Here is a 14,686-nt window from a genome sequence, read left to right on the forward strand (position 1 = left end):
GTGAAACCCATCAATCCCCTGCTGCTCCTCGCTATCGGCCTGGTCCTCGCAGTCGCGGGCTGGCTCGCCACCCTGCTGGCCAACCGCTTCAGCTTCGCCACCCCGGTCCTGCCTCTCACGGCCCTGGTCACCATGGGCGTGATTGTTGCCCTCACCCTGGTGCTGGGAATCCGTGTTCTTCGCTGGCGTAACGGCAAAAAGAAGAAAATGCTCAACCCCATCCTGGCCGCCTGGACCTTGGTCCTCGCGCAAGCCTGTGCCTACACGGGCGCCATGCTGCTCGGCTGGCACGCTGGGATCTTCGTCGAGTTGTTGCAGATCTGGAGCATGCGGAGCAGTCAGCCGCTGATGTGGCTCGCGCTAGGCATGGCAGGAGGGGGCCTGGTCATGATCATTGTGGGGCTCCTCGTGGAGCGGTTCTGCCGTATTCCTCCTGAAGACGGCGACGGCGACGGCACAACCAAGCTCCCGGGACGCGCCCGCGGAGAGGCAAAGGGGGAGGGCGGCTATGCCTACCAAGGCGATTGATCCTCCCGGGATCACGTGGCTGCGTGTCTCACCGAAGTACGTGACCGTCCGAATTGTGGAATGGGCGATCGGTAACCTGATTGCCGTCGTCGTCCTGTCCCTGCCCCTGATCTTTGTACTTCTGGGCTGGTGGACCTGGCCTCCGCTCTGGCTTGCGGTGACTGTACCGGCGCTCATGCTGATTCTGGCGGTATGGCGGCTCGTGCTGATTCCCCGGCAGGTTCGTGCCATCGGTTACGCCGAGCGCGACGATGACCTCCTGATCCGCGGCGGCATCTTCTTCCAACGCGTCATGGTGGTTCCCTACGGACGCATGCAGTACGTGGACATCGGCGTTGGCCCGCTCGAGCGTTGGCTGGGCCTGTGCACTTTGAAACTCCACACAGCCTCCGCCGGAACCAACGCCCAGATTCCCGGCCTTCCCGAGAGCGAAGGCGCCCGCTTGCGCGAGCAGCTTTCCGCCCGCGGTGAAGCCAGGCTGGCAGGACTGTGACGGTGGAAGCCGCCGGAGATGCCGGTGCAGCCGGAGTTTCCCCCGGCAATGCGGACGGCGAATGGCTCCGGGTCCATCCGGCGTCGCCGTTTGTGCGGGGGTGGATAGCCCTCGCGGCCATCGGCTACTTCTTCGGCCGGGACATTTTCGAGCGGCTGATCCAAGGCGGTCCGCTCATCGATGACCGGATGGCGGGCCGTGCACCCTGGCTGCTTGCTGCCGGGGGCGTCATCCTGCTGCTGGCCATTTTCGGTTTCATCATGACCTGGTACTTCACCCGCTATCAGGTCGCCGGGGGCTATGTCCGGGTCAAGACCGGTTTCCTGTTCCGCCAGCAGCGCCAGGCCCGCCTGGACCGGGTGCAGGCCATCGACATCGTGCAGCCTTTACTGGCCCGGATCTTTGGCCTCGCGGAGCTCCGGTTCGAAGTGGCCGATGCCGGGGAGTCAGCCGTCCGGCTCGCTTTCCTGCGGATGGACGACGCCCGCCAGCTCCGGGCCACCATCCTCGCCCGTGCTGCGGGAGTCACGCCGGATCCCGAGAGCCCGGACGGCGTGGTCCCGGAGGCACCGGAGCAGGCCGTACTGTCCGTCCCGCCGTCGAGGCTTGTGGGTTCCCTGCTCCTGAGCGAACAGAGTGTCTTGGTGCTGTTGGGCGCGGTCGGCTCAGTGCTGCTCTCGGTCCTCACGGGCAATAGCGGATTTTTCCTGTACCTGATCCCGGCCGCCCTGGGTCTTGCTGCCGCCTACTGGTCCTCCTTCAACAAGGGCTATAACTTCACCGCAGCCATCTCCCCGGACGGTATCCGGCTGCGGTACGGCTTGCTGGATACGCAGGCACAGACATTGCCCCCGGGCAGGATCCAGGCGCTTAGGGTTTTTCAGCCGCCCATTTGGCGGATCTTCGGCTGGTACCGGATGCACGTGAACGTTGCGGGTTACGGTGCTGCCGGCGGAAACGGCGAAGGCGGCTCGCGGACCACGCTCCTGCCGGTGGGAAAGTTTGCGGACGTCATGACCATGATGTCGCTGGTCCTGCCGGACCCCGGAACCTCTGATGCGGCCCGCGTGTTTGCGGCCGGCATCAACGGCAGGGAGAACGACGGCGGCTTCGTCACCACCCCTGAACGTGCGCGCCTCCTTGCGCCGCTGGCGTGGCGCCGCAATGGCTACGCGGCAACCGACACCGCGTTGCTGCTTCGTTCCGGCCGGTGGTGGCGGCAGCTCGTGGTGGTGCCGCATCAGCGAACGCAGTCCATGGCGCTGCACCAGGGCCCGATTGCGAGGCGGTTCGGCGTCGCGGATCTTGTCCTGCACACGACGGCGGGCCCGGTTGTGCCGAGGCTGATCCAGGCTGACGTCGATGTGGCACGGGCGCTGTTCCAGGAACAGGCGGCGCGGGCGCGGGCCGCGAGAAAGCGGCAGACCAGCGAACAATGGCTGGCCCAGGTAGCCCCGGCAACTCCCGTAGCTGAACCCCCTGCCTCTGGCGAGCCCCTGGCCCACCGCGAACCCTTGGCTCCGAGCGAACCTCTCGCTGCCCGTGAGCCCTTAGCCCCCCGCGAACCCTTAGCCCCCAGTCAGGACGGTCCCCAGAATGGCTAAGCCCGGACGCCTTGGTGTTGGAATCATCGGCGCGGGAAAGGTGGGTGCAGTCCTCGGTGCGGCCCTGCGCGCTGCTGAACATGCCGTCGTCGGGGTTTCCGCCGTATCAGACGCAAGCCGTGAGCGCGCCGAGACGCTGTTGCCCGGTGTCCCCATCCTCGAGGTTCAAGAAATCGTGGAGCGTTCGGAGCTGGTGCTTTTGGCCGTTCCGGATGATGCCTTGGGCGCCCTTGTGGAGGGGCTCGCCAAGCTTGGCGCCTGGCAGCCCGGGCAGCTTGTGGCGCACACGTCCGGCCGCTTCGGAGTGGGAATCCTCCGCCCGGTGCGGGCCGCTGGTGCCGTGCCGCTCGCATTGCACCCTGCCATGACGTTCACCGGCATGAGCCTTGACCTGACCCGGCTGCTGGATTGCACCTTCGGCGTCACAGCGGATGCTGCCATGCTGCCCATCGCGCAAGCGCTCGTCGTGGAGATGGGCGCTGAGCCTGTGGCCATCGCCGAGGCTGACCGGACGCTCTACCACGCCGCGCTGGCGCACGGCTCAAACCATCTGGTGACCCTCGTGGCGCAGTCTTCGCAGCTGCTCCGGGAAGTAGGAGTGGAATCACCCGAACGCATGCTCGGGCCGCTGCTCCGCGCCACCTTGGAGAATGCCCTGGCTTCCGGCGAATCGGCGCTGACGGGCCCGGTAGCCCGCGGCGATGTGGGAACCGTTACGGCTCATGCCGAGGCTTTAAAGGAACACGACGGCGGTGCCGGCGGAGACATTCTGGCCGCCTACCTTGCCATGGCGCGGGCAACTGCGGGACGCGCCGCGAGCCGGGGCCTGTTGAAAGAGGATCAGTTCGGGGAGATGAATCGCGCCCTTGGTGACGGAACCCCGCCGCCGGAAGGACCATAGATGGCGATCAAACTAGTTACCACCGCGGCCGCGCTTCGAACGGAAAGCGCCCGGCTGCTGACGGCAAAGCAGGGCAGCTCGCAGGGATTGGTGCCAACGATGGGAGCCCTGCACGAGGGACATGCCCAACTGGCCCGTACCGCCGTCGAACAAAACGACGTGGTGGTGGTCAGCATTTTCGTGAATCCCCTCCAGTTCGGCGAAGCGACTGACCTTGAGCGCTATCCGCGGACCCTTGATGCCGATCTGGAACTCCTCGAGGCCGAAGGCGTCGATCTGGTCTTTGCTCCAGACGTTGAGGAGGTTTATCCCAACGGCGGACCCATGGTGCGCATTACAGCGGGCAAGCTCGCGGAGAAGTGGGAAGGCGCCTCCCGGCCAGGTCATTTCGACGGCGCACTGACCGTGGTGGCCAAACTGCTCCATTTCGGCATGCCCGGCGCCTGCGGAAACAACGGGACGCCGCCGCGCTACCGGGCTTACTTCGGCCAGAAGGACGCCCAACAGCTGACGCTTGTCCAGCGGATGGTGGCTGACCTGAACTTTCCCGTGAAAATCGTCCCCGTCCCCACGGTGCGTGCCGGCGACGGTCTGGCCCTGTCCAGCCGGAACCGCTTCCTTTCGGAGGAAGAACGTGTGGCAGCCCTGGTGCTGTCGCGGGCGTTGCGGCTGGTCGAGGAACGTGCCAACGCCCACCAGCCACTGGATCTCGATTCCGCCGTGGCGCTGGTGGAGTCGCAGCCGCTCGTCAAACTGGACTACTTCGAAGTGGTGGATCCAGGCACTTTGGAGCCCCTCGCCGAGAACTGCCGGGAGACGCCGTTCCGTGGTGAGGGCCTGGCAATCATCGCGGCGCGGGTGGGCCCGGTCCGCCTGATCGACAATGTTCCGCTAAGTTCCTGACCCTCGCACAGGCCCGCCCCTGCTCCCTCAAAAGGAGTCGTCGATTCCGAAGAGTTTTTTCTCACGGTTTTTCCCTCACAGGGAATTGGTGTGCAGGCTAGACTGTTGAACTCTGCAGCGACGATGCTCGCCGGATCTCACGCCACACTTCCTCGGGGGAACTTTCATGTCCACAGACCTTACTTCGAACGCGGGCGACAACGTGCAAAGCGAATCTCAACAGGCTCGGTCCAAGGCGGCCCTTGCTGACCCTGCCGCTATAGCCGTCCCGGCCGCGACGTCTGGTTCAGCCGGTTCTGCCGCGACGTCGGTTTCAACCGGTTCTGCCGCGCCTTCGCCGGCGAAAATGTCGCGTGAATCGGTCACGATCATCGCTACCCTGTTGGTTGCCACCTTCGTGGTGATCCTGAATGAAACCATCATGAACGTTGCCCTGCAGCGCCTCATGGTGGACCTGCGGGTGGACGCCCCCACGGTTCAGTGGCTTTCCACTGGCTTTATGCTCACCATGGCCGTGGTTATCCCCACCACCGGCTTCATCCTCCAGCGGCTCTCAACCCGTGCGGTTTTCATGCTGGCGATGGGCCTCTTCTCGGGCGGCACACTACTGGCCGCACTGGCGCCGGGGTTCGTGGTCCTGCTTTTCGCGAGAATTATCCAGGCCGGCGGCACGGCAATCATGCTTCCGCTTCTGATGACCACCATCCTCACCCTGGTGCCGCTGCAGCGCCGCGGTGCTGTGATGGGCAACGTCAGCATCGCCATCTCGGTGGCCCCGGCGCTGGGCCCCACAGTCTCTGGTTTCATTCTTGAGCACTTCTCCTGGCGCTTCATGTTCGTGTTTGTGCTGCCCATCGCCCTTGCCGCTTTTGCCATCGGTGCAAAGTACCTCACAAACGTCGGCGAGAAGGAGAAGAACCGCCTTGATTTCCTGTCGGTGCTGCTGACCATCCCGGCCTTCGGCGGACTGGTCTACGGCCTGAGCCAGATCGGCGGTGGCCATGGCGGCCAGTCCGGTCCAGGTGCTGCCGCCATTGCCGCCCTGGTGATTGGCGTGGTGAGCCTGCTGGCATTTGTGCTGCGGCAGCTGCAGTTGCAGAAAGCCGACGCTCCGCTGCTGGATCTCCGGGCGTTCAACTTCCGCATGTTCACCATCTCCGTCCTGCTGCTGGTGGTGGCCATGATTGCCCTGTTCGGCGCCGTCATCCTCTTGCCGCTTTACTTGCAGGAGATCCGCGGGCTTAAGTCGTTGGAAACCGGGCTGGCATTGTTGCCGGGCGGGCTGGCCATGGGACTTTTGGGTCCGTTCATTGGCAGACTCTTTGACAAGGTGGGGCCGCTTCCGCTGACTGTCACGGGCTCGATCATGATGGTGCTGGCCCTGTGGCAGTTCTCGTTGCTGAATGCGCAATCGCCCGTGGCATGGATCGTTGCTCTGCACGTGGGCCTGAGCCTTGGTCTTGCGCTCCTTTTCACGCCGGCATTCACAACGGGCCTCAACCCGCTGCCCCCGCACCTTTATTCGCACGGCTCGGCCATCATGAGCACGCTTCAGCAGGTGGCCGGAGCTGCGGGAACGGCTCTGCTGGTATCCGTTTTCGCGGCCGTATCCATTGGTTCAGGAGTGGTCGCGGGCATGCAGGCAGCCTTCCTGACTGCCGCCGCGCTCGCCGTCGCCGCCGTCGTACTGTCCCTCATGATGCGCAAGACGGCTGGCGCAGAAGGCGCCCACGCGCACTAGGCCCACTAAGTCCCGGCTGCGATCTCATGCGGGGCTGGCGGAATTGCGTAACTTTTGCTGCGCCGTGGCAGTCTCTTGGCCTGGCTCCCGCTGGATGACGCCGTTCATGCAGGATGCAGACGTCAAAAGTTACGCAATTCAGGTGGCGTCTGCGGATCAGCCTGAGAAGAATTCGCTCAGTTCCGTGATGAGTTTGTCGGGGGCCCTGTTGACGCCGTCGTGTCCGTAGCCCGGCAGGATGGTGTAGCTGGAACCTGACAGCACATCGTGGATCTGCCCGCACGCGACGCCGAAGTAGGCCGGGCTCTTTTCGCCCACCACGATGAGCGTTTCAAGCGGCAATTCCAGGAAGGGCTCTGCCGGCATATCGGCGGCGATGATTGCCTTTATCTCGCGGACACCGGTCTTCATCAATTCCCGGTTCTGCTTGCCGAGGGGAGTGCCTGCTGTGAGCTTGTTTGCCAGCGTCAGCATGCTCAGCGGCATCCTGGCAAAGGCGCCGCCCGTCTCCATCCCCCTGATCATGACGGCGAGGGCGCGGTCGTCGTCTCCGGCCGCCGTCGCCCGTTCATATTCCTCGGTCCAATCAGCCTTGACGCTCTGGTTGACGGAAACGGCGGGGTCGTAGACGGCCAGCCGCTCAACGGGAAGCGAGCGGGCAGCGTGAAGCGCAACCGCGCCGCCGAAGCTGTGCCCGAAGACGTCAGTGCTGGAGGTATGTTTCATCACCGCCTCCAGGTCCCGGATGTCAGAGTCCAGCGTGTAGTCCTCCGGCTGGGAAGAAGATTGTCCGCGCCCGCGGCGGTTGAAGGTGTGCACCGGGCGCCCCAGGGCTGCACTGAGTTTCTGGGCGAAACGGGTGTAGTCGGCAGCGGTGACCATCGAGGGGTGCACTACAACGACTCCCGAACCGTGCCCCGCCAATTCGGCCCCAGTGCTGAAGAGCTCGAGGGTGCCGCCGTCGGGGGTTCTGATGTTCTCGCGGGTCATGATCCGAGCCTAACCGAGGCCGCCGCACGCGTGCACCAACCACGTGGCCTGCTGGGTGAATACAGCCATGCGTTACGACGGACTCATGAGGGGAAGGCTGCTGTGGAATTCGACGGTAAACTTGGGGATTGTGACTTCCCAAAACAACCCCGCCCCCAACAACGCCGCCCAGCCTGCGGACGCCAGCGAACAGATGCGCATCCGCATGGAAAAGCGCGCCAAGCTGATTGAGCGCGGCGTGGAGGCGTACCCGGTCGGTGTGGAGCGCACACACTCCCTCAGCGAGATCAGGGAAAAGTACGCCCATCTTCAGGCAGACGACACCACTGGGGACGTCGTAGGAGTCACCGGCCGAGTGGTTTTTGTCCGGAACACCGGAAAGCTCTGCTTTGCCACGTTGCAGGAAGGCGGTGTGGACGGTACTGCCACCCGGCTGCAGGCCATGCTCAGCCTCGCGAACGTCGGGGAGGAAGCCCTGGCCGAATGGAAGGCCCTGGTGGACCTTGGCGACCACGTCTTCATCAAGGGCGAAGTCATCTCTTCGCGTCGGGGTGAATTGTCGGTTATGGCGGAGTCCTGGTCCATGGCTTCAAAGTCCTTGCGGCCGTTGCCTGTCCTGCACGCCGACCTCAACGAGGAAACCCGCGTCCGGCAGCGTTACGTGGACCTCATGGTCCGTGACGAGGCCCGCGAAATGGTCTACACGCGTGCGGCCATCACACGGTCCATCAGGGAGAGCCTGCACCGCCGCAACTATGTTGAGGTGGAGACCCCCATGCTGCAACTGGTGCACGGCGGTGCCACTGCCCGCCCGTTTGAAACCCACATGAATGCGTTCGACCAGAAGATGACCCTGCGCATCGCCACTGAGCTCTACCTCAAGCGGGCAGTCGTTGGCGGCATTGACCGTGTGTATGACATGGGCCGCGTCTTCCGCAACGAAGGCGTCGATTCCACCCACAGCCCGGAGTTCACCACGCTGGAGGCCTACGAGGCCTGGGCTGACCAGTTTGTAATGGCCGACCGCATCAAGGAAATCATCCTCGACGCCGCTGACGCAGCCGGTGTCGGGCGGGTAATCCAGACACCGGCAGGGGAGGTTAACCTCGACGGCGATTGGGCATGGCTCTCGGTTTACCCTGGCCTCTCCGAGGCTGTGGGACAGGAGGTCACTCCTGACACATCCGTGGCGGAATTGCAGGCTCTCGCGAAACAGCATGAGGTCAAGTTTGATACCGCCTGGGACGCGGAAAAGCTGGCGGTGGAGCTCTTCGGCGAAATCGTGGAGCCAACCCTCCTCAACCCGACGTTTGTGTACGACTACCCGCCGTCCGCCCAGCCGCTGGCCCGTCAACACCGCGAGAACCCCAGGCTGATCGAGGCCTGGGACCTGATCATCGGCGGCATGGAACGCGGCACGGCGTTCTCCGAACTCATAGATCCGGTGATCCAGCGGGAACGGCTGACCGAACAGTCACGGCGCGCGGCCGCGGGTGACGACGAGGCCATGCAACTGGATGAGGACTTCCTCCGGGCCCTCGAATACGGGGCTCCGCCCATGGGTGGCCTCGGCCTGGGAATTGACCGCCTGGTGATGCTCTTCACCGGAGCCGGTATCCGCGAAACGATTCTGTTCCCGCTCCTGAAGCCGGAAGGCCACTAGGTCATGGAGTATGTGGCCGTCTTGCTTCCGTCCGTTGTGGTGGGCCTCCTCTTCTGGTTCGCCATGAAGTCCATTTTTAACGCGGACAAGGCAGAGCGGCAGGCAGAGGCCCGGGCCCAGGCTGAAGCGGACGCCAAGGCCGTTGATCCCAAACGGGAAGAGCCTCCTGCCGGAACCGGGCCTAACTCTTAGTTCCCATCTGCCCTGAATGTCTTCAATGACAGTTGGGCAAAACAAATGTGCGACCTTGAGCGTGCACTTTCCACAGGAACCTTTTTCTGTTTTGACGCGTTGCCATAAACCGGGGGATACTTTATTTGTAACATCCTGCTTTTCTGAATACCCGTCCTTTCCAAAAGAGAGAATTTCCATGGCACAGAAAGTAAAAATCATCCTTGTGGATGATCTGGATGGGGGAACCGCGGACGAAACTGTCCGTTTTGGTCTTGATGGCGTCAGTTACGAAATTGACCTGTCATCAGACAATGCGTCGGAACTGCGCTCCGCACTGGGGCGCTTTATTTCCAGCGCCCGCAAGACGTCCACCGGCCGCGCAACGCGCACAAAGGTCTCAACCGGCCGGAACCAGGACTCTGCACAGATCCGTCAGTGGGCACGGGAGAACGGTTATGCGGTTAACAGCCGCGGCCGTATCCAGGCCGAAATTCAGGAAGCGTACCAAAGGGCCAATTCCTAGAGTTGAAGTATCTATGCGTTGCAAAAGTCGAAGCCCCCGCCGGTTGGAGGGGGCTTTCGACTTTTTTGCTTGTTTACTGTCCACCCGCTTTTTCCGCCGCGGTTTTTCAGGTTGAAACCGCCCTTGCCGGACTTTATCGGGAAAAGGCCGAGAGTTTGAACCTTCGGCCGTCCAGGCGAAAGTCAAGCGGCCTTTCCTCACGGCACCAAGCAGGCCACATACTCCCCGGGCAGCAGCGCTCCATTGGCCCGCATCGTTCGTGTTTGACGCCCGCTGACCGAGCTGCCGGCCCACCCGATTGTGGCTCCAGTCCGCGGCAAAGTTGGTCCCGGGTTTCCCCCGTGGCGAACAAGCTCCAAAAGTGGCGCTCCTCCACGTAGCATCAAAGTACGTCGTAGCTAGGAGTGTGGCGAAATGTTTGAGCGATTTACGGACCGTGCCCGTCGCGTAGTTGTGCTTGCCCAAGAAGAGGCACGCATGCTGAACCACAATTACATTGGTACCGAACACATCCTCTTGGGTCTGATCCATGAGGGTGAGGGCGTTGCCGCCAAAGCTCTTGAGTCCTTGAGCATTTCGCTCGACGGCGTACGCGAGCAGGTGCAGGAGATCATCGGTCAGGGCCAGCAGGCTCCTTCCGGCCACATCCCCTTCACCCCCCGTGCCAAGAAGGTACTGGAGCTGTCCCTGCGTGAAGCACTGCAGCTGGGCCACAACTACATCGGGACGGAGCACATCCTCCTGGGACTCATCCGTGAGGGTGAAGGTGTTGCCGCCCAGGTGCTGGTCAAGCTTGGTGCTGACCTCAACCGTGTCCGCCAGCAGGTCATCCAGCTGCTCTCGGGTTACCAGGGCAAAGAGACCACCGGTGCCGGCGTTGGCCCAGGCCAGGCCGAGGGAACCCCGGCAGGCTCCGTGGTTCTGGACCAGTTCGGCCGGAACCTGACGCAGGCTGCCCGCGAGAACAAGCTGGACCCCGTGATCGGGCGCGAACAGGAAATGGAACGCGTTATGCAGGTCCTTTCCCGCCGCACGAAGAACAACCCTGTGCTGATCGGTGAACCGGGCGTCGGCAAGACCGCCGTCGTCGAGGGCCTGGCCCAGGCGATTGTCCGCGGGGACGTACCTGAGACCATCAAGGATAAGCAGCTTTACACGCTGGACCTTGGCTCCCTGGTTGCAGGTTCCCGTTACCGCGGTGACTTCGAAGAGCGCCTGAAGAAGGTCCTCAAGGAAATCCGCACCCGTGGGGACATCATCCTGTTCATCGACGAGATCCACACCCTTGTAGGTGCCGGTGCCGCCGAGGGCGCGATTGACGCAGCTTCCATCCTGAAGCCAATGCTGGCCCGCGGTGAGCTCCAGACCATCGGCGCCACCACGTTGGACGAATACCGCAAGCACATCGAGAAGGACGCCGCCCTTGAGCGCCGCTTCCAGCCGATCCAGGTCAAGGAGCCATCGGTTGCACATGCAATCGAAATCCTCAAGGGCCTGCGTGACCGCTATGAAGCCCACCACAGGGTCACCATCACCGACGGCGCCCTCGCGTCGGCAGCGAGCCTCGCCGAACGCTACATCTCGGACCGCTTCCTTCCGGACAAGGCGATCGACCTAATCGACGAAGCCGGTGCTCGTCTCCGTATTCGCCGGATGACCGCCCCGCCGGAGCTCAAGGCCATGGACGAGCGCATTGCAGAACTGAAGATGGAAAAAGAGTCTGCCATCGACGCCCAGGACTTCGAGGGCGCCGCTTCACTGCGCGACAAGGAGCAAAAGCTCATTGCCGAGCGGGCCGAGAAGGAACGCCACTGGAAGACCGGCGGGATGGACGACATCTCCGAGGTGGATGAGGATCTCATCGCTGAGGTGCTGGCCAACTCCACCGGCATCCCGGTCTTCAAGCTGACCGAGGAAGAGTCCTCGCGCCTGCTGAAGATGGAAGACGAACTCCACAAGCGCGTTGTCGGCCAGAACGAGGCCATCAAGGCCCTGTCGCAGGCCATCCGCCGGACCCGTGCGGGTCTGAAGGACCCGAAGCGCCCGGGCGGCTCGTTCATCTTCGCCGGCCCCACCGGCGTCGGAAAGACGGAGCTCGCCAAGGCCCTCGCCGAATTCCTCTTCGGCGAGGAGGATGCCCTCATCACGCTGGACATGTCCGAGTACTCGGAGAAGCACACCGTGTCGCGTCTCTTCGGTGCACCTCCCGGCTACGTTGGCTACGAAGAGGGTGGGCAGCTGACTGAAAAGGTCCGCCGTCGTCCCTTCTCCGTGGTGCTGTTCGACGAAGTTGAAAAGGCCCACGCGGACCTCTTCAACTCCCTCCTGCAGATCCTGGAAGACGGCCGGTTGACCGACTCTCAGGGCCGTGTGGTGGACTTCAAGAACACAGTGATCATCATGACCACCAACCTGGGTACCCGTGACATTTCCAAGAGCGTTGCAACGGGCTTCCAGTCGGGCACAGATACGCAGACGGGCTACAACCGCATGCGTGCACGTGTCACGGAGGAACTGAAGCAGCACTTCCGTCCGGAGTTCCTGAACCGTGTGGATGACGTTGTGGTGTTCCCGCAGCTGACCCAGGACGAGATCATCGAGATCGTGGACATGTTCGTAGGCCGCTTGGAGAAGCGGCTCAAGGACAAGGACATGGGCATTGAGCTGACGCCTGCAGCGAAGGTGCTCCTGGCAACCCGCGGCTACGATCCCGCCATGGGCGCCCGGCCGCTGCGCCGGACCATCCAGCGCGAGATCGAGGACCAGCTCTCCGAGAAGATCCTCTTCGGCGAGATCCACGCCGGGGACATCGTGGTGGTGGATGTGGACGGCGAAGGCGACGACGCCAAGTTCACGTTTGCCGGCAACGCCAAGCCGCGCATCCCGGAGATCGCGCCCAGCGTTTAGGCGCACACCGCTGCAACAACCGGCCCCGTCCTCACCGCAAGGTGAAGGCGGGGCCTGTTCGTTGACCGACTATCTTCGGCGGGCGGGCCCATGCTGCTAGGGGCTCCCGCCCGGCGCCTCGTGCAGATAGCTTTCAAGTTGGGGACGCGGGTTCATGACGAGCTGGATTCCTGGCGGGAGCCCATCCATAACGGCCTCCCCGTCGCTGACACGAAGCGTTATTCGGGAATGACCAAGGTGGATATTGTTGGCCCGGAATTGCCCAAGATGGTCCGGCATGATTGGCGCCAGGTGCACAACGTCCCGGGTGAAGTCCGGATCGAAACGTAAGAGAACCCGCGCGAGCTGCGCTGGCGCCGCCGCGGCCCAGGCTTGGGGTGAGCAGGCGGTGGGGTAGGGCACTGGTTCGGGAAACTCGTTCCTGTCGAAGCCACAGAACAGCTCGGGCAGTTGGCTGTCAAAATGCTCAGCCGCGTCGAACAAACTGCTGGCGATCCTGCTGGCTTCCTTGACGAACCCGTAACGCATGAGGCCGGTGGCGGCCAGGGCTGTGTCATGAGGCCAAACCGAGCCGTTGTGGTAGCTCACCGGATTGTAGGCCTCCATGTCAGAGGCCAGAGTCCGGATGCCCCATCCCGTGAACATCTCCGGCGACATCAGCCGCTCCGCCACCAAGGCCGCCTTGTCGACGTCGACAATTCCGGTCCAAAGGCAGTGGCCCATATTCGAAGCGCAAGCATCAACAGGGCGCTTGTCCTTGTCCAGGGCAATGGCGAAGTAGCCCTCTTGGGGAAGCCAGAATTGTTCGTTGAAAGCACGTTTCAGGACAGCGGCACGCTCGGCCCAATGCCGTTCGCCCGCACCGTCGCCAGCCGAACGGGCAAGCAGCGACCGGGCAATATACGAGCTGAAAACGTAGGCCTGGACCTCACAGAGAGCGATTGGAGGCTCCGCCATCCGTCCATCAGCAAAGTTGATGCCGTCCCAGGAGTCCTTCCAGCCCTGATTCATAAGTCCGTGCGGGTTGGGCCGCATGTATTCAACAAAACCGTCCCCGTCACGGTCGCCGAAGCGCTCGATCCATTCGATGGCCCGGTCAGCGTGGGGCAAGAGCGAGTCGATCACGCCGTCCGCCAGGCCCCAGCGGCTGAGTTCACCCAGCAGCCCGATGAACAGGGGAGTGGCATCAACGCTGCCGTAGTAGGCCTTGCTGCCGGTTGCAAGGCCGGAGGTCACGCCGAGCCGGACCTCATGGGGGATCTTGCCGGGCTCCTCTTCCGAGTCGACGTCTACTTTGGTTCCCTGGATTTGGGCGAGTGTCTGCAATGTTCCTGCCGCAAGGTTGGGATCAACCATGAGGGACATGTAGGAGGACAGCAGGGAGTCCCGGCCGAACAGGGCCATGAACCACGGTGCGCCTGCGGCGACGGCTACCCTGTCCGGATGCTCGGCGTCGAAAATCCGTAGAGAGCCGAGGTCGCTTTGGCTGCGGGACAGGATTTCCTGCACATTCCGGTCGGAAACGTAGATTCGCGGAACGTTCTCTTCCCATTCCACATGCCTGCGAACACCCTCCCTGAAGTGTGGGGCGGTTGATTCAGTGAAGGGCCTGGCCGGTGGTTCCCCATCAATAAGCGGAACCACAATCACACTGGTTTTCCATTCCTGCCTCGGCGGGACGGTAATGCGGAGGGACAGCCCGACTTCGGTTACCTCTGCTCCGGCAGCCCGGATGGTCACGCCCCTGCTGTGTCCGCCGGCCACGGCCTGGATGGTCAGCCCGCCATCGCTGACTTTTTTGCTGACCACACCCGCGCTTCGGGCCCTGCCTCCTTTTACGTCAAAAAGATCAGCCAGGTCTGCGTCCAGGCTGAGCTGGACAAAACATTCGGAAGGCTCGGGCGAATAGTTCCTGATAGTGATGTCGTCCTGCAGCCCGGGACCTACATGGCGTTGCTGCTCCACGACGAGCGGGCTGTCAAAACGGCCATCCTGCCAGCTGGCCCGGCCGACGAATGTGGCATGGTACGCCGCTGGTGTACGGGCGACCAGTGGTTCCCGCCGCACTCCGTTGATGAGGAGGATCCATTGTGAAATGATGCGGGTGTCCTGGTAGAAAACGCCCTGTGCGGCGCCGGGAAATATGTCACCGCTGTGTGATGAGATGCAAAATGAGGATCCTTCGACGACGGTTACAGCCCCCAACTCCGAGGCCCCCGCCACAGTTTCTGCATTCCACGCAGTCATGGTCCGTACCCC

At 63.0% G+C, this 14,686-nt stretch carries 12 protein-coding genes; 10 read left to right on the forward strand and 2 right to left on the reverse strand.

The window, feature by feature from the left end:
* The 6 genes from M1D88_RS01060 to M1D88_RS01085 all read left to right on the forward strand — a co-directional run bounded on the left by M1D88_RS01060 (window position 1) and on the right by M1D88_RS01085 (window position 6,170).
* Window positions 1–528, forward strand: a complete 528-nt coding sequence (locus tag M1D88_RS01060; protein ID WP_458112783.1) for a DUF3180 domain-containing protein — start codon at window positions 1–3, stop codon at window positions 526–528.
* Entirely contained in the window at window positions 509–1,021 is a 513-nt protein-coding gene (locus M1D88_RS01065) for a PH domain-containing protein (RefSeq protein ID WP_458112784.1), read from the forward strand. Before M1D88_RS01060 ends, M1D88_RS01065 begins: the two co-directional genes overlap by 20 nt.
* Window positions 1,018–2,625: a PH domain-containing protein gene (locus M1D88_RS01070; RefSeq protein WP_458112785.1), complete on the forward strand. Its 1,608-nt coding sequence runs from the start codon at window positions 1,018–1,020 to the stop codon at window positions 2,623–2,625. The genes M1D88_RS01065 and M1D88_RS01070 overlap by 4 nt, the downstream gene beginning before the upstream one ends.
* On the forward strand, window positions 2,618–3,526 hold the full coding sequence (locus tag M1D88_RS01075) for a Rossmann-like and DUF2520 domain-containing protein (protein ID WP_458112786.1): 909 nt from the start codon (window positions 2,618–2,620) through the stop codon (window positions 3,524–3,526). The genes M1D88_RS01070 and M1D88_RS01075 overlap by 8 nt, the downstream gene beginning before the upstream one ends.
* Complete coding sequence (panC, locus tag M1D88_RS01080) at window positions 3,527–4,429, forward strand: pantoate--beta-alanine ligase (protein ID WP_458112787.1); 903 nt, start codon at window positions 3,527–3,529, stop codon at window positions 4,427–4,429.
* 166 nt (window positions 4,430–4,595) lie between these two features.
* On the forward strand, window positions 4,596–6,170 hold the full coding sequence (locus M1D88_RS01085; protein WP_458112788.1) for a DHA2 family efflux MFS transporter permease subunit: 1,575 nt from the start codon (window positions 4,596–4,598) through the stop codon (window positions 6,168–6,170).
* A 156-nt stretch (window positions 6,171–6,326) separates the two neighbouring features.
* Here M1D88_RS01085 and M1D88_RS01090 read toward each other — a convergent pair whose 3' ends face one another.
* The gene (locus M1D88_RS01090) at window positions 6,327–7,160 is read right to left on the reverse strand and encodes an alpha/beta fold hydrolase (RefSeq protein ID WP_458112789.1); all 834 of its coding nucleotides are present in this window, start codon (window positions 7,158–7,160) and stop codon (window positions 6,327–6,329) included.
* A gap of 130 nt (window positions 7,161–7,290) precedes the next feature.
* Here M1D88_RS01090 and lysS point away from each other — a divergent pair, with 130 nt between their 5' ends.
* The 4 genes from lysS (at window position 7,291) to M1D88_RS01110 (ending at window position 12,427) form a co-directional block, all read left to right on the forward strand.
* Window positions 7,291–8,823: a lysine--tRNA ligase gene (gene lysS / locus M1D88_RS01095; protein WP_458112790.1), complete on the forward strand. Its 1,533-nt coding sequence runs from the start codon at window positions 7,291–7,293 to the stop codon at window positions 8,821–8,823.
* A 3-nt stretch (window positions 8,824–8,826) separates the two neighbouring features.
* Window positions 8,827–9,015 carry a hypothetical protein gene (locus M1D88_RS01100; protein ID WP_458112791.1) on the forward strand — a complete coding sequence of 63 codons (189 nt, stop codon included), beginning with the start codon at window positions 8,827–8,829 and terminating at the stop codon, window positions 9,013–9,015.
* 178 nt (window positions 9,016–9,193) lie between these two features.
* Window positions 9,194–9,520: a histone-like nucleoid-structuring protein Lsr2 gene (locus M1D88_RS01105; RefSeq protein ID WP_458112792.1), complete on the forward strand. Its 327-nt coding sequence runs from the start codon at window positions 9,194–9,196 to the stop codon at window positions 9,518–9,520.
* Between the two features lie 414 nt (window positions 9,521–9,934).
* On the forward strand, window positions 9,935–12,427 hold the full coding sequence (locus M1D88_RS01110) for an ATP-dependent Clp protease ATP-binding subunit (RefSeq protein WP_309106030.1): 2,493 nt from the start codon (window positions 9,935–9,937) through the stop codon (window positions 12,425–12,427).
* A gap of 96 nt (window positions 12,428–12,523) precedes the next feature.
* Here M1D88_RS01110 and M1D88_RS01115 read toward each other — a convergent pair whose 3' ends face one another.
* Window positions 12,524–14,674 (reverse strand): amylo-alpha-1,6-glucosidase, encoded by a 2,151-nt coding sequence (locus M1D88_RS01115; protein WP_458112793.1) that lies wholly within the window; start codon window positions 14,672–14,674, stop codon window positions 12,524–12,526.
* Window positions 14,675–14,686: the final 12 nt, after the last annotated feature.

This window comes from Arthrobacter sp. R1-13, assembly GCF_054161475.1.